This is a genomic window from Ruegeria sp. SCSIO 43209 (assembly GCF_019904295.1).
Taxonomy (GTDB): domain Bacteria; phylum Pseudomonadota; class Alphaproteobacteria; order Rhodobacterales; family Rhodobacteraceae; genus Ruegeria.
On record NZ_CP065359.1, the window covers coordinates 740,073 to 758,153 of the forward strand.

The following is an 18,081-nucleotide window of genomic DNA, read 5'->3' on the forward strand; positions in this document are numbered from 1 at the left end:
AGATAGCTTGGACGTGCGTTACGAAACTAAACAGACGCTCCCATGTTAAGGCAGTCAGTTTGAAGAGGCTGTTAAGAAACAACATTTTACCTAACAATACGGCCATTCGTTGGTTTAGAACCTTATGGAAGCCGTGAGTTCTCCGACAACACTGGATCCACCACCAAAAGTTGATTGAAACTCGCCGCTGAAGCCTATCGATCGGTTTCCATCTGCAGAGGTATGTTCAAGCGTAATTCCAAGAAACCCTGCAGCTGCATCTTCTGTTGAAGCTACGAAAGAAAAGGGTGTCGCTGCTACGATTGCGTCCACATCGTCGGATCCTGCATCAAAAGTTGCATCTACTCCAACGGCCCAGTTCAGGTAGGTACTCGATCCATTTGCGGCCTCGTAGAGGCGGGGCAAGTTCAATTGAGCCCGCGTGTTGAACAGCGAAACGTTCCGATCTTCGACAGTCAGCGGATACGCGGTTCCTGTTTCGGTATATTCATCAAGTTTCAGAAAGACATAGCTTGCGCGTGCACTGAAGAAGGCAGGAATTGGCAAGGCGTTGATGGGTGCCGAGATCGAGAGCGATGGCGAAACGAACGTGCCGTCAAAATCGCCTTTCGCTTCGCCGCCATCAACGTTTCGGGTCGCTTCATTGTCGGTTACGCCAGCAAGAAGCGCTGCGTTGAGGCTGTATCGTCCGTAGTCCCTTTCGAGGTAGACGCCCCCAAAATATGACGTGATATCGGTATCTCCTGCGTCTTGATCCAGCGAGACATGGCTGTCGTCATATCCGACAAGAACACCAAAATCGCTGTTATCGATGAATTCATTCGTCTCGGCACCAACTACGAAACCGTACATACGATGGCTGAATCCAAGATTTGAACCGTCTTCTTCAACATCGCGATCTCCTCCGAAGGCTGAACCCCAGACATATGGGCCGTTATCCTGTTCAACATACCCGAAAGGACCCAGGTTTCTGCTAACCTGGCCACCGGACGAGCCGGACGCATAGGGGCTGGCGGTGTCAATCGTATTGAACACCGCGTCGGTGAGATCGCTGATAAAGGTACCTTGGGCCGCGAATCCCGTCGTATCCACCGAAACCGCAGTGAGGCCATTGTTGGCCACAACGCCGGCCCCTTCAAAATTGACGACTTCGGGGGCGGATGCGAGGTCATTATCGTCACCCGATGCATCAGCAAAATTTACAACCGAATTCATCCCGCGCGCAAAGTTCAACGTGTCAATGTCATTCGGGTTCGTGCCCCCCATGCCATCGTTGCCATTGCCGAAATCGACCGATCCGTTCAGAATCGAGCCGGGCTCGAGATTCAACGTGTCGTTCCCATCGCCGCCATATACGATGGAAAAGCCTTCTCGACCGGTGATGCGGGCGGAGTTTGTGATTATTGCAGCGGCGTTGTTGTCGCGATCTTCGATCTCGATACCGTATTCGAACGCATCAATATTTCCAGTGTTCACAATGGTGATTGAACCGGCTCCGTCCACGTCCACTTCGATCCCGTTATTGTCCAGCGAACGCAACGCCCCGCTGTTGGTCACACGGGCATCGCCGTCACCGTTTAGTTCGATATCGATCGCGTCGGAATCGGCGGTGAGCTGGGCAGAGTTCACAATGCTGACATCGCCGCTTCCCTCGATATCCACTTCGATCGCATCGTCTTCGCGAGAGGTTATCCGCCCCGAGTTTCTAATGAAGACATCGCCATCTCCGAAGATTTCGGCGTCAATTCCCTCGTCGTTTCTGGCGGTTATGGATGCAGCGTTTGTAATGCTTATGTTGCCGTTCTCGGTCACATGGGCGAAGATTCCGTCAACTTCGGCATCGATGGTACCGGATGCCGAAATAGTAACATCGCCGTTTCCGTCTATTTCAGCGTTAATGCCATCAATATTTTCCGCCGCAATTTCACCCGACGCTTCAACCGAGATGTTTCCGTCGCCAGCAACAAAGCTGCGGATCCCGTGTTCGCTTGCTTCGATATCTCCGTTCATCGTGATCGAGATGTCGCCGTCACCATCAACTTCGGCTTCGATGCCGTCATCCGAACCGGCGCGGATATCACCTGTGACCTGAATGTTGATATCACCGGAGTCCTCGGCATCAGCGTCAATGCCGATCGCATCGCCAGTGATATTGCCCACCACAGTGACGTCAATCACACCTCCGGGGCTGCCGGTTTCCACATCAATTGCATCGCTATCGAGGGATTGGACGTCGCCCGTCACATTGACGGTCACATTCCCGTCCTCCGCGTCAGCAAAGATCGCATGTTCTTCTTCAGCAGAAATGTTGCCGTTAGAATTGACCGTTACGTTGCCTGTTCCATTTGCTACGCCGTAAATCCCGTATTCTCTGCCAGTAATATCCCCGATGCTGTCGACGACAACATCACCAGCGCCATTCACCGTGGCGTTGATACCGTCGCCCGCTGCTGCGCCGCTGACATCGCCCCGGTTCGAAATTGTAATGTCGCCATCATTGGTCAGAAGCGCGCGGATGCCGTCCCTTGCGGACGAAATATTGCCCGACGAAGTGACGCTGATATCTCCGTCTCCGCCCCTTTGGCGGGCAAAGATGCCGTCAGCGTTGTTTCCTTCTGTCGTGATATTTCCGGTCGAGCGGATCGTGATATCGCCGTCACCGTCGTCTTGCCGTGCAAAGATCCCGCGGGCGTTATTTCCAGAAGTCGAGAGGTTGCCCTCGGATTCAATGGAGATATCCCCATCGCCGCCATTTTGACGCGCCAAGACGGCGTTCGCGTTGTTTCCTTCTGTTGTGATGTTTCCGGTTGATAGGATCGCGACATCGCCATCGTCATCGCTTTGCTGTCCAAGTATACCGCCAGAGTTGTTTCCAGCCGTTGAGATATTGCCATTCGACACCACCGAGACATCCCCTTCGCCGCCACTCTGAAGAGCGGTGATGCCTGTTGATCGATTTCGAATTGTGCTGATATCGCCCGCTGAGTTGACCGATACCGTGCCGTCTCCACCGTCCTGATTGGCGTAGATTCCGTCTGAACGGCTGCCCGATGTGCTTATACGACCCGCTGAAACCACTGACACATCGCCATCACCACCTTGTTGCGTAGCGCCGATACCGGCGCTTCTGCTGCGTCCAGATGTCGTGATATTGCCGGTCGAGTTAACCGAAATGGCACCGTCACCCTCAAGATCGGATCGAATGCCAAAGGATCGACGTCCGTCGGTTGCAATTTCTCCCGTCGATGTGATCGAAACATCCCCGTCGCCGTCCGCATCCACAACAATCCCATCCGCGCCGTTCCCCGTCGTGACAATGCCGTCAGTTCCATTCGTCTGGATGTTAAGGGTTACGTTACCTGTTGGTGTGCTGAAAGCCACTCCGTCTGTTCCACCGCCCGGTGCAATTCCCGGAGCAGTCACGTTATTGATATTGAGCGTTTCGATTGCTGGCCCGTTTGCCTGAACACCCGTTGAAACATCTCCCGTACAGGTGGCGAGGTCACCCGCAACACTGCACGGACCGTTTGATGGGGGAACAACCGTTTGCGCGATCGAAGGAGTTGCCACTCCAATCGATGCACCCAAACCTATCGCACCGGCAGCAACTGGAGCAGCGAAAGCGCGATATGCAGCGGATTTTCCTTGATGGTATTTGCTCGTCTGCGCTTTGGAAAGTGCCGCTGTACGACGGCGCGCTTTGCGGTTCAAACCGCTTACTCGTAACATCTTGTTCACCCCTTAAGAGTGGTCTGGAAACCACCGCAACTTTTTTGCGCGAAAACCTCCGCGTATTTGTTAGCAGCAAAAAAAAGATGGCTTTTTGATGTTCCGATTAACGATATATTAACGAATTTCTGACTGGTCTTTTGTATGATGCAATTTGATCACATGCATGCTCTGAAAAAACCGGCCAGCGGCAGCTCCCTACTTGGATCCGGTGGAATGATAGAATTATTCAAATAACCTCCAACTGTCTGCATGAATGCCAAACGGGTTTAGAACTCGTGCCCACTCAAATTTCTGCTGAGCGCTCTTAGCGCAGAACTTCGGATACACGTCGAATGTCTGCAACGGGCCGTCAGCGCTTTCCATCAGGACATAAAGTCGTGTCGCCTGCTAGGTGATCCAGAAGCGCGCGCACCCGAGTTGTAATGCGCCTGTTCTGTGGAAATAATGCAGCGACGACATATGGCGACACCCGGTTCTCCGGAAACAGCTCGACCAGATCGCCGGACCGTAAGGCATCTGCGACTGTATATGCCGGGCACCGTGCGATGGCGGCGCCTTGTTCAGCAAGGCGAGCTGACGCAGCGGGAGCATTCATTCGGAAGCGTCCGGTCACTTGGATAGCCTCTTCTTGGCCGCCGAAGTCGAACCTCCACACTGTAGGCTCTGTCATATTGCCATCGAGGATACACTCATGTTTGGCCAGTGCCCGGGGATGGTCCGGGCGCCCTGCGCGTTCCAAATAGGTGGGTGAGGCACAGACAACCAAGGGCATGCGGCCCAATTGCCGAACCTTGAGCGAGCTGTCCCGCATTGGGCCAATCCTGACAGCAAGGTCGAGGCCTTCTTCAACAATCGACGCTCTGCGATCAGAAAACTTCAGATCGAGCTCTACATGGGGGTGTTTCTCAGCGAATTTGGCGAGCGAAGGTACCAACCGCAATGCGCCAAACCCCGTTGGCGCCGAGATATGGATCACACCGCGAAGGGACGCCTGCTCATTTCTGACCCTGTCTTCGAGTTCGTCGAATCCGTCGAGAAGCGGCTCGCACAACATCAGGTATGTTGCACCCGCATCTGTCAACGACACGCTGCGGGTCGTGCGATTGAGCAGCTGTACACCAAGCGCGTTTTCCAGATCAGCGACGTACTTACTGACCAAACGCGCAGACCGCCCCATGCGCTGCGCAGCGACGGTGAACGACATGTTCTTTGCAACCAGCGCAAAGGCCCGCATGCGGTCTATCTTGTCCATCCCATTGCGCCTTCTGAGGGCTTAAAGTTCGTCAAATATAGGGGATTATCATCAAGAAGCGCAATATGTATTGCTTGTTCAACACCCGCAACCAACCGGAGAAACCCATGTCCAACGCTGTTCGTATTCACCATTTCGCCAAATCTGGCCATGCACACCGCGCTTTGGTCTTTGCGAAACTTGCCGGGATTGCACATGAGGTTGTTCCTGTCGATCTGGCAGCTGGCGCGCATAAGTCGCCTGAATTTCTTGCGATGAACCCAAATGGGCAAGTGCCCGTCCTTGAGGATGGCGAGGTTGTTATGTCCGACTCGAACGCGATTCTTGTCTATCTTGCGCGGATATATGCGCCTGATTGGATACCAAGTGATGCGGTCGGAGAAGCAAACGTGCAGCGTTGGCTCACTTTAGCGGCTGGAGAGATTGCGTTTGGTTCTTGCGCTGCGCGGTTGATCACCGTCTTTAGCGCGCCGCTGGACCCGGACTTTGCAGCCGCGACTGCCGAAAAAGCGATGCAGAAACTGGAGCATGGGCTCACGGGCCGCGACTGGCTCGTCGGCGAGCAACCCACGATCGCTGATGTGGCTAACTACTCCTATACGGCACACGCGCCGGAGGGGAATGTCTCTCTCGAGCCATACCCGAATGTCCGCGCCTGGCTCGCTCGGTTTGAGGCCTTGCCCGGTTTTGAAGCGATGCCGGCGACGGCTGTTGGTCTTGTTGCAGAGTGAAAGGGCAAACCCATGACGACCGAAGCCCAACGGCATCCTTTGCCACCGTTCTCAAAAGAAACCGCCATTCAAAAGGTGCGCCTGGCTGAGGACGGCTGGAACGGCCGGGATCCGGCCAAGGTCGCGCTGGCCTACACGCCGGACAGCAAGTGGCGCAACCGGATCGAGTTTCCCCAAGGGCGCGATCAGATTGAGGAGTTCTTGACCCGGAAATGGGCCAAAGAACTGGACTACCGTCTGATCAAAGAGCTTTGGGCACATGACGGCAATCGCATCGCGGTCCGCTACGCCTATGAGTACCACGATGACGGCGGAAACTGGTTCCGGGCCTATGGCAATGAAAATTGGGAGTTCGACAAGGATGGCTACATGGAACGCCGGTTTGCCAGCATCAATGAACACCCCATCCAAGAGGCGGACAGAAAGTTCCGCTGGCCGCCGGGGCGCCGTCCGGATGACCACCCCGGTCTGAGCGATCTCGGGCTCTAGCGTGGCTCTGGTGAAAGGATCAAGCGATGGCACAGATACATAAATCGCACAGAGGTGAGTTGATGCTGCAAGAGCGGCGTCACACTCCCAAAGAGGTGAGCGATGCGATTCCGCACTACATCGAAAGCGACATGCCGAAACAGCATGCGGATTTCTTTGCGGGTCTGTCCTATTTGCCTCTCGCAACGCTTGATCGTAATGGGCGTCCGTGGGTCAGCCTTCTGGTTACACAATCAGACAGCGACCCTTCTGTTGGCATTCAGGTTGCGGGCCAGAACACCACGCATGTGGTCGCGGAAACCAATCCGCATGATCCCTTTGTGCGTGCTGTGAGCCAGGATCCCGCATCGGGCCTCGAAGCTCGGCTCTTTGCCGGGGTTGGGATCGATTTCGGTAACCGCCGACGAAACAAAATTGCGGGCTCCATACGTACCTCAGATGTCGAGGGCGAGGAGAAGATCAGGTTACAACTGTTGTCCGATCAGCACTTGGGGAACTGCCCAAAGTACATTACAGTCCGTTCCTTAGGGCACACGCGACGCAACCCTGAAATTATCCATGACGGCTTCGATGTGCACTCATCTGTGCTGTCGAATGAGGCCAAATCCGTCGTGGCGCGCGCCAGCACCTTGTTCTTGGCGACAAAACATACAAGCGATGCCACCACTGCAGGCGCTCAGACCGATATGGGCGTCAATCATCGCGGCGGCGCGCCCGGCTTTACCCGGCTCTACGAGGAGAACGACGGGGCGCGGGTTACGACCTATTTGGTTCTGCCCGATCATTCTGGCAATCGCTTCTACCAGTCGCTGGGCAATATCGAAACGGACCCGAAGGTTGGGCTGGTCTTTCCAGACTTTGAAACCGGTGAGATCCTCTACATTACGGGGGATGCTGAAAATCTGCTTGGGGATGACGCAGATGCGCTGATGCCGCGCGTGAGCCTGCTGACACGTATCAAGGTAACGGGCGCGGTTTTTGTGCGTGGAGGCCTAAACCTCAAGCAGGCATCAAAAGAGCAACTCTCCCCCTACAATCCGCCGGTCAAATATTTGCGCGCAGAGTTGGAGAAGATGGGGCATGCAATCAAGGCGCACGACGCCGCTATCCCGTTGACCGCCAAGCTTATCGCTACAAAACCCCTGTCCAGCACAATCAGTACCTTCGAATTCGAGTTGTCTGAGGCAATCAATGCCCCATTGCCCGGTGGCTTTGGCGTCTTTGACTTCTCCGACCTGGTGGACGCCGGATACAGCCACATGAACGAGACAAACCCTCAGCTTGTGAACGAGGACTACGTCCGCACATGGACGCTTTCCGGAGCGCCAAAGTTTGACGAAGAGAACAACGCGTTTCGCACGACCAATCGGATCAGTGTTACGGTCAAACGCAAACCAGGCGGTCTGATGTCCAACCTCTTGCACAACAACGCGGAGAAGCTGATCACGTACAATCTTCCAGTTAAATTCAAAGGCACCGGAGCGGGCTTTTCCTGTTTTTCCGAAGTGGCTGAGGGCAGCCCCCCAAAGTTCCCAGCAAAGATGCTTTGGATCGCGGGTGGCGTTGGCATCACCCCGTTCATGGTGATGTGGGACGGAGTCAAACAAGTGGTAGAGACTTACCCGCAGGACCAGCCCATCGATATCGTGTTTCTGTTTTCCGGTCGGGACGATGACATTGCAGTTCTGCAGCACTTTGCGAAAAAAAACAGCTCTGTTTCGGACCAGGTGACACTACGTATTGTCGCGTTTCAAAGCGCAGGCGAAAACGCATTGGCTGCGAAATCCGCACGCGATGATCTGAACGCGACTTTCACCGACCAGCTGCTGAAGATTGAGGAGCGACGCATGCAAAGCGAAGACGTTCAATCGGTCGCGCATCTCGGAATGCGAGATGTGTACATGTGCGGTCCTGAAGCTATGATGACCAGTACGGAGGCGGCGCTCAACGGGCTGGGCGTTGAGGAAGCAAGACGCCACCGCGAGACATTTGTGTTTTGATAGGGAGACAAAAAGCCTGCCCATGACGTCTCCGGGCAGCATAATCAACTCTATGATTGGGTGTTGGAAAGGTTTTCACCAAGTCGAAACGATACCGGTTTCCTCAGTGCTATCCCGGATCGATGACCGCTATGTGGGCTGCACTCGCGGAAACTGATCGCTCCGCGCAAGGCCCGGTTTAGGCCGTTGGATGTATCGTGGAGAACGGGGAAGGCGCTTGCGCTGCGTCTGCACCGAAGTCTGCAACGAGCCTGAAGCCGACCTGTTTAGACTCAAAGCAAATACGCTTTTCGCAAGACGTGTCTATTTTCGACTAAACAGCGCCTTGTGACTGATGTTGCAGCTTGCGGACTTTCCCTGGAGGCATGTTAAAAACCCGTTTGAATGCTTTGTTAAAAGAAGGTTCAGATAGGTACCCGATCTCAGCCACGATTTGCGAGATTGGTTGATCGGTAGCAATTAATCGTTCCCGCGCCAGATGCATTCGCCAAGTTGCGAGGTATTGTATTGCCGGCACGCCGACGAGTTCGGTAAACCGTGCGGAAAATGCCGATCTGGACATACCTGCAACCTGTGCAAGAGACTCGACTGTCCAGTTTGCTGCAGGTGCGCGATGAATGGAAACAATGGTGCGGCCAATCTGTTGGTCTCTGGCGGCTTTCAGCCAACCTCGATTGGCGTCGGGCGCACTGTTCAACCATCGGCGAATAGCCTCGATGACAACCACATCGGCCAAGCGTGTAATCACTGTTTCACCGCCCGGTCGTAATTCACGCGCCTCTCTTGCAATGAATTGCAAAGTTGCTTGTAGCCAGCTCCCTGCATCCTCTTCCCACGGATCGATTTTGAGCACGTCGGGAAGCAAGGCCATCAACATGCCGCTGGCCGCGTGATCTATCCTGACGAGCCCGTACATGATTCCGGTCTCGGCTCCACCGCCGCCGTGCTCTAGCGTTTCGTAGAGCTCGGTCACCTTGCGTATGGGCAGTTCTTCCAGTTTCAAAAGTGGGGTGTCTTTTGAGCTGGAGAACCCAACTGGCGCGCCATTTGTCATCAGAACCAAGTCGCCTTTCTCGACTTCAAACGGCACATCTTCTCCGACCCTCATAAAGCAACGCCCGTGCGTAATGACCGCAAAGCTCAGTATTTCGGGGAAACCCGGTATAGAAACGCCCCAAGGCGCAGACATGCGCGACTGGCAATAGAATGTACCCGTCAGTTTCAGAAGATGAAGAATTTCCCCGAGCGGATCACCGATTGGCTGCGCCATTGCATGGGGGTCGGGAATATGGGGGTTGATCTGGCTCACTGCACCAGACTGTTCGATATCTCCCCAATTGTCCACAGTATTTGGATGAATGGATAAAAAGTCAGGACAATGCAGACTTCTTCATCCTTCGTGCTTACCTATTTTGGGGTCATTGACTGATTTTACGGAGATGACCGATGACACAGCAAACCATTCTCGTACTTGGCGCAACAGGTAAAACCGGATCACGTATCGTGACGCGCCTTGAAGACAGGGGCCATGCAGTTCGGCGTGGATCGCGGAATAGCAAAACCCCATTTGATTGGGAAAAACCGCAGACATGGCCTGCAATCCTGGACGGTGTTTCTGCCGCCTATATTTCCTATTTTCCTGACATCGCCTTTCCGGGCGCGGTCGAGCAAGTTGCGGCCTTTTCGGCATTGGCTCGAGAAAAAGGACTGCAGCGACTTGTGCTGTTAACAGGTCGCGGAGAATTTCATGCCGAACGTGCCGAATGGGTTGTTCGGAACTCCGGCGTGCCCTTTACGATCGTCCGTGCGGCGTGGTTTGCGCAAAACTACTCTGAAGGTGCATTGCTGGAGCCGGTAATGGCCGGTGTGTTGCCCATGCCCGCAGGTGACGTGCGTGAACCGATTATCGACGTGGACGACATTGCCGACGTTGCCGTCGCCGCCTTGACCGAGGAAGGACACACTGGCGAGCTTTATGAAGTTACAGGGCCGCGTCTCATGACATTTGCCGAAATGGCTGCCGAGCTTTCGCGCGCAATGGGTAGAACCGTGCAATATGTGCCGATTTCGTTTGAAGACTTCCATGCGGAAATCATCAACGCGAGCGGAGAGATGATTGCTGACGTGATTACTGACATAGCGAGGGAAACGCTTGATGGTCGCAATGCGAACACTGCGGACGGTGTTCAACGTGCCTTGGGGAGAGCTCCGCGCGATTTCTCTGATTTTGCTGATGAAGCCGCAAAGTCTGGCGCTTGGACACAAGCTGCATGAGTCGGTCTGACGACAAAGGAACACAATCATGACGTTTGACGTAAAACGCAGGCTTGTCCTGGGGTTGGCGGGTCTTGTTGCAGCCACCCTGGGGCTGATCATCACGCTGGCCCCACTGGCCTTTTATTCCAGCTACGGCATTGATATTTCGCCGCAGCCGAACTTGATGAGCGAATTGCGCGCACCTGCTGCCAATCTGGCTGCACTTGGCCTGATCATCCTGTCGGGAGCGCTACACCAAAAGATGGCCCAGACATCAGCTTGGCTTGGAGCCACTGTGTTCTTCGCCTTTGCCGCGGGGCGCGTGGTCAGCATTATGCTTGATGGACGACCATCGGACAGCATCCTTTCTGCTCTTGGGATAGAGATGGTACTTGGACTGATGTGTTTGTGGGCCGCGAGCAAAGGGCGGCTAACGAAAGTTGGCATGCACCTCATGAGTCGCGCAAACTCCGGACTTGAGACTCAGTGAAAGCTGCCTGTGTGCATTTGGCCATTCACCGATACAGAGTGGGTGGCCAAAATATCTGAGTGACTCCGCGAAATACTGATTGGCTGGCGCTACCGATTGTGAGTTATGACATTAAAACCTTCTTCGGGTGATGGTGCCTCGAAATACCTCGCCAAACGCCAATATTGATCTTCCGTTGCTGCAAAGGCATGCGCACCTTCACTGTTGCGCTTGTGCAGCCGGCGCAGACAAACCTCATCCGGCAAGTCCAAAAAGTGAAGCTGGTGCGTCGCAGCAGTTTCTTCCAGCAGCTTGCGCATCCAGGCTCTGTTTTCAATTGTGTTCGCCGGAAAGTCGAGAATGACAGAAACCCCGGCCTTCAGCAACGATGCGATGTGCCGCCCCATGACCGGCCGCAATTTCAAAGCGCAATTTACATAATCCTGCAGGGAGTTCATCTGGTCGCCGAATAGGACGCTAAGCCATTCATCTTCTGAAATGAGCACCGCCCCGCCGCTATTCGCAAGTTTCGCCGCCAGACTTGATTTTCCTGAGGCGACTTTACCACAAAGCAAGTGAAGCGTTGGTTGGACCTGTGACATAGGGTGAACTCCCGGACTACCTAATGGCCCCTGTGCTCAGTTGATCTGCAAGTTGATCAAACACCAACCTGATCCTTCGCGCAGTATGTAATTCCGAGTGCGTCGCCAGCCAAATCGGGAACTTAAACGGCTCTCGGTCGGGTAGCACGCGCTCCACACCCGGTGTCAAGGCAGCCACGTCATCCGACATTACACTGATGCCAAACCCTTGGCGCACCAGCTCCCAGGATACAATTCCGCTTTGCGAGCCAATCCGGAAACTCTTTCGAGTGACCTTAATGCCCGCCGGATCTAGAAAGCCGATCATCGTGTCAATGTCGCCAAACCCCACGAAATCCAACTTCGCGAGCTCGTTTTCATTTTTCGGCCTTCCCAACTGATCAAGGTACGCAGGTGCTGCGTAAAAATGTGCCGTCGCCTCGGCGACAAGCTTTGCGGTCAGATCTGGTTGCGTCGGGCGTACATGTCGGATGGCGATATCAGCCTCACGTCTCTGTATGTCTCGTAAGTCATTGGCAGCAACGACGTCGATCTCAAGACGCGGTGCTGCAAGTCGGATCTTTTTCAGTATAGGCGGCAGCTGATAGGCAGACATCACATCTGACGCGGTGATCCTGACTTGCCCTTCGACAGTTTGCGACTGGCTTGTAGCAGTAAGGGAGATCCTGTGCGCGACATCCGCCATTTCTCTGACATGCAACAAAAGCTCGGCGCCAGCGGTCGTTAGACTAAGCGATTTACCAACTCTTTCAAACAGGGTGATCCCAAGCGCCAATTCCAGCGCCGCAACCTGACGACCGACAGTAGGTTGAGTTTGCTCGAGAACGCGCGCCGCTGCGGAAAACGAGCCTTCTTCAGCCGTCGCAAGAAAGGTCCGTACCTGATTCCAGTCGAAATTGATGGCATTCCAGTTCATGCATTTATGCATAACACTTCTGCGAATTATGGCAATTTAGTAAATGTGTGTATGGATGTATGGGATGCGACAACAAACTTGAAAGAGAGTAATAAAATGGCTGCTTTGTCCAAAGATGCCGCGTTCTGGAGCAGAATCTCGCGAAAGTATGCGGCGGACCCAATCCGGAACATGGAAGGGTATCTGAACACACTCGAACGTACGAAGTCGCACCTAAAAGCAGAAGACAGTGTACTGGAAATCGGTTGCGGGACGGGTTCAACCGCGCTGTTGCTTGCACCGCATGTCAACCATATCACCGCCTCGGATCTCGCTCCGGGCATGATCGAGATTGCCAACGAGAAGCGTGCTAAAGAAGGATTGGAGAATGTCACTTTCAAGGTGGCCGAAGTTCTCGAGCACGATCCTGTTGAAGGTGGTTACGATGCGGTTCTGGCGCATAACCTGCTTCATCTCCTGCCTGATTTGGATCAAGCGCTAGAGCATATTGCCAAATTGACAAAATCCGGTGGGGTTTTCATATCCAAAACGGTGTGTGCGCCTGAGAATGGTGGGTTCAAGTATGCGATGATCAGTCGTCTCGCGATTCCTATCATGCAGTTTTTTGGGAAAGCCCCGTTTGTGAATTTCGTTTCTATGTCGATGCTTGATAGGAAAATTGAGCGTGCAGGCTTTGAAATCCTGTATACTTCCGATCAAGCCTCGATGCTCCAGAGTCGTTATGTTGTCGCGCAAAAACCTTGAAGCTCTAGTTCATTCAGCTTTGCAAGTGGAAACGCTATCTGTGTCACATCACCAGTAACAGTACATTCGTGAATGAATAGACTGCATTCAGGTTTGTTTCCACCTTTAGAAAGCTATTGCGATTGGCGGCGTTGCCCGAAAACCATGAGTTTATAAGAACCAGATGTTGCGGCCGCGGCGAAAGTAAGGTCTGTCGGGCCGCAATTCAGCGTTGAGAACTGTTTGCCAATAGAAGGTCTGAGCCGTCCACACGAACGGCCCAAGTGTTTAGATTTCGATAGCTTCTGCAATGGCAAATCACTTAGTGATGGTCCAAAGCGCCATTTGATCGGTTTTTCCGCGGGCATTGTAGGCGGGAAGTTGGGATAGCATTTTGTTAACTTCATCGGACAGTTGTTCCCTGACAGCATCCGAGATCACCACTTCTACTCCGAAGTCTCTGGCAGCACTTTCTATCCGGGCGACGGTGTTCATTGTGTCGCCCAGCAAAGCTAAACGAGTGAGTGCTTTTTCATGATTCTGTGCGAAATTGTTGGGTTCGACGGTGAGTCTGTCGGGCGACCGGATCGAAGGCCCTGCGTTGGATCAGGCAAAGCTCCCACCGCGGGGTGTTATCATTGGATTGTCGGACGCCGCGATTGCCTGCAGGCACCTTTTCTCTAAGCGGTCTGGCTTATACCCCAGACCAATTCGAGAAACGGCGACATTTGGATGATGCTGAATGGTCTATCACAGAGTGAAATGACGTTACGCGTACAATGGTTTTCATGGCGCTGGTCGCGAAAAGCTTTACGACATTGCCGACAGAAACCGATCCGAAAAGGATCAGGGATTGTACGCATGATCGACGCGTGCTGGTGTTCCTCGACATCGCAAAAAGCGGACGTCGCCGTTGATGCAGCATGGAAACCTGTGGCAATTGCAGCAAGGCTGCCGCATTCCTAGCAGACTTACACCAGTAAGGTTTTAGCTTAGGAACTGCTCAATCACGGCTGCTTGTTGCTTTTTTCCATCCGGGTCTGCTTCGGTTTTCAGGCGAGTAAACGCCTCACCCCAGTTTGAAGTGCGAACGCGGATCGGCGGGTCAGAGGCTTCAACCACGCCCATGACAACTGATGCCACTTGTTCCGAAGTTTGATAGATATCGCTGCCATCCATTCGCGCCTGAGCGCCGCCGATATACTTCTGGAGAATAGGTAGATACTCATCCTCAAGCATCCCGCCCGTGGCCTCGACATGTTTAAGCACATTGGTCGCAAACTCGGATTGAATACCGCCCGGTTCAACTGTCGAGAAATGGATACCGAAATTGGGCGTGACATAGCTGGCCAGAGCCTCAGTGTATCCCTCAACGGCGAACTTTGCGGCGCAGTAGATCTCGTTGAACGGCTGACCCACAAGGCCGCCTACGGATGAGATTGTGATGACATGGCCCGAGCGCGCTGCGCGCATGTGTGGCATCACCGCTTTTGTGCAGCGCACGACACCCATGAAATTCACGTCCATGACCCAGGCGACGTCTTCTTCGCTGGCTTGTTCGGTTGTGCGAACAAATCCAGCACCCGCATTGTTGATCAGCTTATCGATCCGCCCCTCGTTCGCGATGATCTGATCGACTGCGGCGTTTACGCTGGCGCTGTTCTGCACGTCCAGCTCAAGCACGTTGAAATTGACGCCAGCGTCAGAGGCGGCCGCATCCAAGATGCCACGCTTGGCGAGGTTTCGCATAGTAGCGTAGACAGTATGGCCCGCTTGGGCTGCTTGTACGGCGATTTGAACACCAAGGCCGGATGACGTGCCGGTGATCAGAATGACTTTGGGCATAATGGAAGCTCCGAATATCAAATGAATTGCTTGCGGCAACGATCCGATGTGTCGGGGCGAAGGTCAACAGCGGGACTTTAAAACGCCCAAAGCCTCATCGAAGGTATTCACATTCTCTTCTGCGCGCGCGGTCAGATGCGCGCCTTCCAAAAGGGCCAGTACCGCGCGGGACTCCGAGGTAGGATCGGTGATGCCGGTGATTGATTTGTCTTCTTGGCCAAGCTTCAGGATCTCTTCGATTTGGGTAACCATCATGGCGCGGAATTTTCTGATCTTTTGGATCACGTCATCCGAAAGGCTTTCACGGCTGCTGATGAGCGACACGCAGAGACACAAGGTTTTCCCGTCATTGAGTGCATGCCGGTAGAGGTCGATCAGGGCCAGCAATTGCTCGGCCCCGGTTTTGTGTTCTAACCGGATGCGGTTGCACTCTGCTTGCAGGGTCTCATGATAGCGACCCATGAGTGCCGCCGACAGCGCTGCTTTGGTCGGGAAATGATAGTGGATTGACGCCTTGCGAATACCCACCGCCTCTGCCAGATCGGCATAGCTGAACCCGTCAAACCCCCTCGCGCGCGCAGCGTGTTCGGCAACATCCAAAAGGGCAGTCTTGGTATCACTCGTCATACGTGCTCAAACCTTTTCCGTCATGATCAGGGCCAGCGCGTTTTCCGCAGACTCCAGGGCGCCTTCGATATAGCCCCCGAACTGTGGTGCAACTTCGGTCCCGCCAAAGATTAGTCGGCCATCCCACAGACGGGTCATCGCATGGGGCAGCCCGTATTGCGGATGAGCGTATAACGGCTGTTGATCCGCTTCGATAGAGGTGAACGGGTCAAAGGCCCAGTCTTTAACATAGAGTGTCTTTGGCTCCGCAGCTGCGGCGCCGAACAGCCTGGACAGTTGCTCTTTGAGCAACTGCCGCAGCCGTTCTTCGTTGCTGCGGGTGCGCGGGGGTAAGCCGATAAAGCCGAACAACGCGTAAGGTCCGCCCTCGGCAGGGGAGGCGTCGTGTATTTCCACCATCGGCCCCCTGCGGCTCATCGCGTCACCGGACAGCCCGACCGTGCGCCAGAACGGGGTATCATAGACAGCGATGGCTTTGGCCTGTCCGGCCATCCAAGTCGCGATCCCGGTCATTGCCGCTAAAGCTTCATCTGGTAAAGCAGGTGAGAACGCGATCTTGCTCGCCACGCGAGGAGGGAGGGCCAGTACGACTTCCTGAGCATGGATGACTTGCCCAGTTTGAGCGGTCGTGGTGATCCCAGACGCAGACTTCTCTAACCCGACGATTGGCGCGGATAAGATGAGCCGCTTCGACGGTATCTCAGCGGCAAGCGCATCAGTGAGGGCGCCCAGACCACCTTTCAAGCGATAAGATCCTTGCATCGAGGCAAACCCGCGATCGCGCTCGACCTGGCCGATCTCGTTTTCAAAGCTGAGAGCGCCTGTTGAATATTGCTCGAACCACTCCAGTCCGAGCCGCTTTATTAACGCTGCAATACGCGGCTGCCCGGGCCAGAACCAGGCGGGACCCATGTCGAAGTACCCACCCTCCAGCCTTTCCGTCAAGATACGTCCGCCCGGACGACCCCGCGCTTCGACCAGCAGGTAGTCATGGTTTCGTGCCTGTAGCTGTCGCGCAAGGCAGAGGCCAGAAAGGCCTGCGCCAATGATCAGAGTTTGCGTCTGCATCGCTCAGAACCCCTCAGATGCCGGGCGCAGGTCCAGCTCATGGGTCCAGGTGGATTGCGGTTGATGGGCTAACTGCCAGTAGGCCTCGGCAATCTCGTCCGGTTTCATCATCTTCGACGGATCCAGCGAGTGCAAATCCCGCGAGCGGGGTGTATCGATGATCCCGTCCAAAACGACGTGCGAGATATGTACGCCAGCCGGTTGATATTCACGTGCCAGCGATTGTGTCAGCCCGCGCAGGGCGAACTTAGCCGACGCAAAAGCGGAAAACCGTGGGCCGCCGCGCAGCGACGCTGTGGCCCCCGAAACGATCAGCGCGCCACCACCGCCGCGCACCATCGGTTGCAGAACACATTGCCCCAGCAGGACCAAAGATTGCACCATTGATGTCCACGTTCTCTGATAGTCTTCCAATGCGGTTTCGGGGAATGGCGCGATCACCAGCTCAGCCGTATTGTGTACCACGAACTTCGGCGGGCCATGCGTAGCGATCAATTCAGAAATCACTGGCGCAACCGCACTCGGATCGGACAGATCGACCTGATGAAACGGCGCGATCGTTTCCTGCGGCTGCGTCCGTCCAAGACCAATGGCCGTCATGCCACCTGCCTGAAACCGCGCGAGAAGGGACTGGCCAAGGCCAGCCCCCGCACCGGCGACAATCGCCAGAGGTTTCTTGCTACTCATGAATTAAACCACCGGTGGCTGTGCAAAGGGCAGGTGGCCAGTCTTCATCCAGACCTTCGCCCCGTCTGGGCCAGCCATAGCCGACAGCGCTTCACCCTCAGGCAGGCGTAGCCAGTCGTTCTTTTTCAGCACGTCACCGCCTGAGGTCAGCGATCCGCCAATCATTAACAGCTCGATACCACCCGGCGCATTCGAAGTAATCTCGGTGCCTGCATCAACATGGCTGTAAGTGACAACCTCGCGGTCATCCTTGTGCAGCGTCGCAGTGGCGACCCCGTTCACGGGTGCGGCCAGTTCGTCGGCCATGGTTTTGCGGAACTGATTGCGATCATCCATGTCGAATTGCCAGAGTTTGACGAAGATCGTGCAGCCGGGTTCTGAGCCGGGCGTGTGCTCGGTCGTTGGGGGATTGCGCACATAGGTGCCTTCCGGGAAATCGCCATGCTCATCCTGAAAGACGCCGTCCAGAACGATGAACTCTTCACCGCCTGTATGGGTGTGGGCCGAAAACTTGCTGCCTGGTGCATAGCGCACAATGGTGGTGGCGCGGGCGACTTCGCCACCAATTCGGTCCAGCATGCGCCGGTCCACACCCTTCATGGGCGAGGCCTGCCACTCAAGCTGATCAGAGTGAACAACGACACGCGAAGAGAAGTCCGAGTTGAGTTCCATGGGAGGGGTCCT

At 54.7% G+C, this 18,081-nt stretch carries 17 protein-coding genes; 6 read left to right on the forward strand and 11 right to left on the reverse strand.

Annotation, left to right across the window (positions count from 1 at the left end; translation table 11 throughout):
* Window positions 1–114: 114 nt before the first annotated feature.
* The gene (locus I5192_RS03790; RefSeq protein WP_223117789.1) at window positions 115–3,729 is read right to left on the reverse strand and encodes an autotransporter domain-containing protein; all 3,615 of its coding nucleotides are present in this window, start codon (window positions 3,727–3,729) and stop codon (window positions 115–117) included.
* A gap of 352 nt (window positions 3,730–4,081) precedes the next feature.
* A complete protein-coding gene (locus I5192_RS03795) occupies window positions 4,082–4,984 on the reverse strand; it encodes a LysR family transcriptional regulator (protein WP_170399690.1) in 903 nt (300 codons plus the stop codon).
* A gap of 107 nt (window positions 4,985–5,091) precedes the next feature.
* Between I5192_RS03795 and I5192_RS03800 the strand changes: the two genes are divergently transcribed.
* The 3 genes from I5192_RS03800 to I5192_RS03810 are packed head-to-tail and all read left to right on the forward strand — an operon-like array spanning window position 5,092 to window position 8,204.
* The gene (locus I5192_RS03800; protein WP_223117790.1) at window positions 5,092–5,715 is read left to right on the forward strand and encodes a glutathione S-transferase family protein; all 624 of its coding nucleotides are present in this window, start codon (window positions 5,092–5,094) and stop codon (window positions 5,713–5,715) included.
* A 12-nt stretch (window positions 5,716–5,727) separates the two neighbouring features.
* On the forward strand, window positions 5,728–6,204 hold the full coding sequence (locus tag I5192_RS03805; RefSeq protein ID WP_170567713.1) for a nuclear transport factor 2 family protein: 477 nt from the start codon (window positions 5,728–5,730) through the stop codon (window positions 6,202–6,204).
* 26 nt (window positions 6,205–6,230) lie between these two features.
* On the forward strand, window positions 6,231–8,204 hold the full coding sequence (locus tag I5192_RS03810; protein WP_223117791.1) for a pyridoxamine 5'-phosphate oxidase family protein: 1,974 nt from the start codon (window positions 6,231–6,233) through the stop codon (window positions 8,202–8,204).
* A 313-nt stretch (window positions 8,205–8,517) separates the two neighbouring features.
* On the opposite strand, the gene I5192_RS03815 is transcribed toward I5192_RS03810, so the two are convergent.
* Complete coding sequence (locus tag I5192_RS03815; RefSeq protein ID WP_223117792.1) at window positions 8,518–9,513, reverse strand: AraC family transcriptional regulator; 996 nt, start codon at window positions 9,511–9,513, stop codon at window positions 8,518–8,520.
* A gap of 137 nt (window positions 9,514–9,650) precedes the next feature.
* Here I5192_RS03815 and I5192_RS03820 point away from each other — a divergent pair, with 137 nt between their 5' ends.
* Complete coding sequence (locus tag I5192_RS03820; protein WP_223117793.1) at window positions 9,651–10,478, forward strand: SDR family oxidoreductase; 828 nt, start codon at window positions 9,651–9,653, stop codon at window positions 10,476–10,478.
* Between the two features lie 28 nt (window positions 10,479–10,506).
* Window positions 10,507–10,950 (forward strand): DUF4345 domain-containing protein, encoded by a 444-nt coding sequence (locus I5192_RS03825; RefSeq protein ID WP_223117794.1) that lies wholly within the window; start codon window positions 10,507–10,509, stop codon window positions 10,948–10,950.
* Between the two features lie 89 nt (window positions 10,951–11,039).
* Here I5192_RS03825 and I5192_RS03830 read toward each other — a convergent pair whose 3' ends face one another.
* Both I5192_RS03830 and I5192_RS03835 read right to left on the reverse strand, forming a co-directional pair.
* On the reverse strand, window positions 11,040–11,531 hold the full coding sequence (locus I5192_RS03830) for an ATP-binding protein (RefSeq protein ID WP_170399709.1): 492 nt from the start codon (window positions 11,529–11,531) through the stop codon (window positions 11,040–11,042).
* A gap of 16 nt (window positions 11,532–11,547) precedes the next feature.
* A complete protein-coding gene (locus I5192_RS03835) occupies window positions 11,548–12,447 on the reverse strand; it encodes a LysR family transcriptional regulator (RefSeq protein ID WP_223117795.1) in 900 nt (299 codons plus the stop codon).
* 6 nt (window positions 12,448–12,453) lie between these two features.
* On the opposite strand from I5192_RS03835, the gene I5192_RS03840 reads away from it, so the two are divergent.
* Window positions 12,454–13,191, forward strand: a complete 738-nt coding sequence (locus tag I5192_RS03840) for a class I SAM-dependent methyltransferase (RefSeq protein WP_255612034.1) — start codon at window positions 12,454–12,456, stop codon at window positions 13,189–13,191.
* 297 nt (window positions 13,192–13,488) lie between these two features.
* Here I5192_RS03840 and I5192_RS03845 read toward each other — a convergent pair whose 3' ends face one another.
* From I5192_RS03845 to I5192_RS03870, 6 genes are all read right to left on the reverse strand, one after another.
* The gene (locus tag I5192_RS03845) at window positions 13,489–13,665 is read right to left on the reverse strand and encodes a hypothetical protein (RefSeq protein ID WP_223117796.1); all 177 of its coding nucleotides are present in this window, start codon (window positions 13,663–13,665) and stop codon (window positions 13,489–13,491) included.
* A gap of 492 nt (window positions 13,666–14,157) precedes the next feature.
* A complete protein-coding gene (locus tag I5192_RS03850) occupies window positions 14,158–15,015 on the reverse strand; it encodes an SDR family oxidoreductase (RefSeq protein WP_170423946.1) in 858 nt (285 codons plus the stop codon).
* 63 nt (window positions 15,016–15,078) lie between these two features.
* Complete coding sequence (locus tag I5192_RS03855) at window positions 15,079–15,642, reverse strand: TetR/AcrR family transcriptional regulator (protein ID WP_170423944.1); 564 nt, start codon at window positions 15,640–15,642, stop codon at window positions 15,079–15,081.
* A 6-nt stretch (window positions 15,643–15,648) separates the two neighbouring features.
* Window positions 15,649–16,710 carry an NAD(P)/FAD-dependent oxidoreductase gene (locus I5192_RS03860; protein WP_223117797.1) on the reverse strand — a complete coding sequence of 354 codons (1,062 nt, stop codon included), beginning with the start codon at window positions 16,708–16,710 and terminating at the stop codon, window positions 15,649–15,651.
* A gap of 3 nt (window positions 16,711–16,713) precedes the next feature.
* Window positions 16,714–17,397, reverse strand: coding sequence for an SDR family NAD(P)-dependent oxidoreductase (locus I5192_RS03865; protein ID WP_170399731.1), 684 nt, complete (start codon window positions 17,395–17,397; stop codon window positions 16,714–16,716).
* Between the two features lie 3 nt (window positions 17,398–17,400).
* Window positions 17,401–18,069: a cupin domain-containing protein gene (locus I5192_RS03870; RefSeq protein ID WP_170511673.1), complete on the reverse strand. Its 669-nt coding sequence runs from the start codon at window positions 18,067–18,069 to the stop codon at window positions 17,401–17,403.
* Window positions 18,070–18,081: the final 12 nt, after the last annotated feature.

Coding starts and splice junctions, on each gene's coding strand:
- I5192_RS03790 (WP_223117789.1), bottom strand. CDS start 3,729: ATGTTACGAGTAAGCGGTTTGAACCGCAAAGCGCGCCGTCGTACAGCG.
- I5192_RS03795 (WP_170399690.1), bottom strand. CDS start 4,984: ATGGACAAGATAGACCGCATGCGGGCCTTTGCGCTGGTTGCAAAGAAC.
- I5192_RS03800 (WP_223117790.1), top strand. CDS start 5,092: ATGTCCAACGCTGTTCGTATTCACCATTTCGCCAAATCTGGCCATGCA.
- I5192_RS03805 (WP_170567713.1), top strand. CDS start 5,728: ATGACGACCGAAGCCCAACGGCATCCTTTGCCACCGTTCTCAAAAGAA.
- I5192_RS03810 (WP_223117791.1), top strand. CDS start 6,231: ATGGCACAGATACATAAATCGCACAGAGGTGAGTTGATGCTGCAAGAG.
- I5192_RS03820 (WP_223117793.1), top strand. CDS start 9,651: ATGACACAGCAAACCATTCTCGTACTTGGCGCAACAGGTAAAACCGGA.
- I5192_RS03825 (WP_223117794.1), top strand. CDS start 10,507: ATGACGTTTGACGTAAAACGCAGGCTTGTCCTGGGGTTGGCGGGTCTT.
- I5192_RS03830 (WP_170399709.1), bottom strand. CDS start 11,531: ATGTCACAGGTCCAACCAACGCTTCACTTGCTTTGTGGTAAAGTCGCC.
- I5192_RS03835 (WP_223117795.1), bottom strand. CDS start 12,447: ATGAACTGGAATGCCATCAATTTCGACTGGAATCAGGTACGGACCTTT.
- I5192_RS03840 (WP_255612034.1), top strand. CDS start 12,454: ATGCATAACACTTCTGCGAATTATGGCAATTTAGTAAATGTGTGTATG.
- I5192_RS03845 (WP_223117796.1), bottom strand. CDS start 13,665: ATGAACACCGTCGCCCGGATAGAAAGTGCTGCCAGAGACTTCGGAGTA.
- I5192_RS03850 (WP_170423946.1), bottom strand. CDS start 15,015: ATGCCCAAAGTCATTCTGATCACCGGCACGTCATCCGGCCTTGGTGTT.
- I5192_RS03855 (WP_170423944.1), bottom strand. CDS start 15,642: ATGACGAGTGATACCAAGACTGCCCTTTTGGATGTTGCCGAACACGCT.
- I5192_RS03860 (WP_223117797.1), bottom strand. CDS start 16,710: ATGCAGACGCAAACTCTGATCATTGGCGCAGGCCTTTCTGGCCTCTGC.
- I5192_RS03865 (WP_170399731.1), bottom strand. CDS start 17,397: ATGAGTAGCAAGAAACCTCTGGCGATTGTCGCCGGTGCGGGGGCTGGC.
- I5192_RS03870 (WP_170511673.1), bottom strand. CDS start 18,069: ATGGAACTCAACTCGGACTTCTCTTCGCGTGTCGTTGTTCACTCTGAT.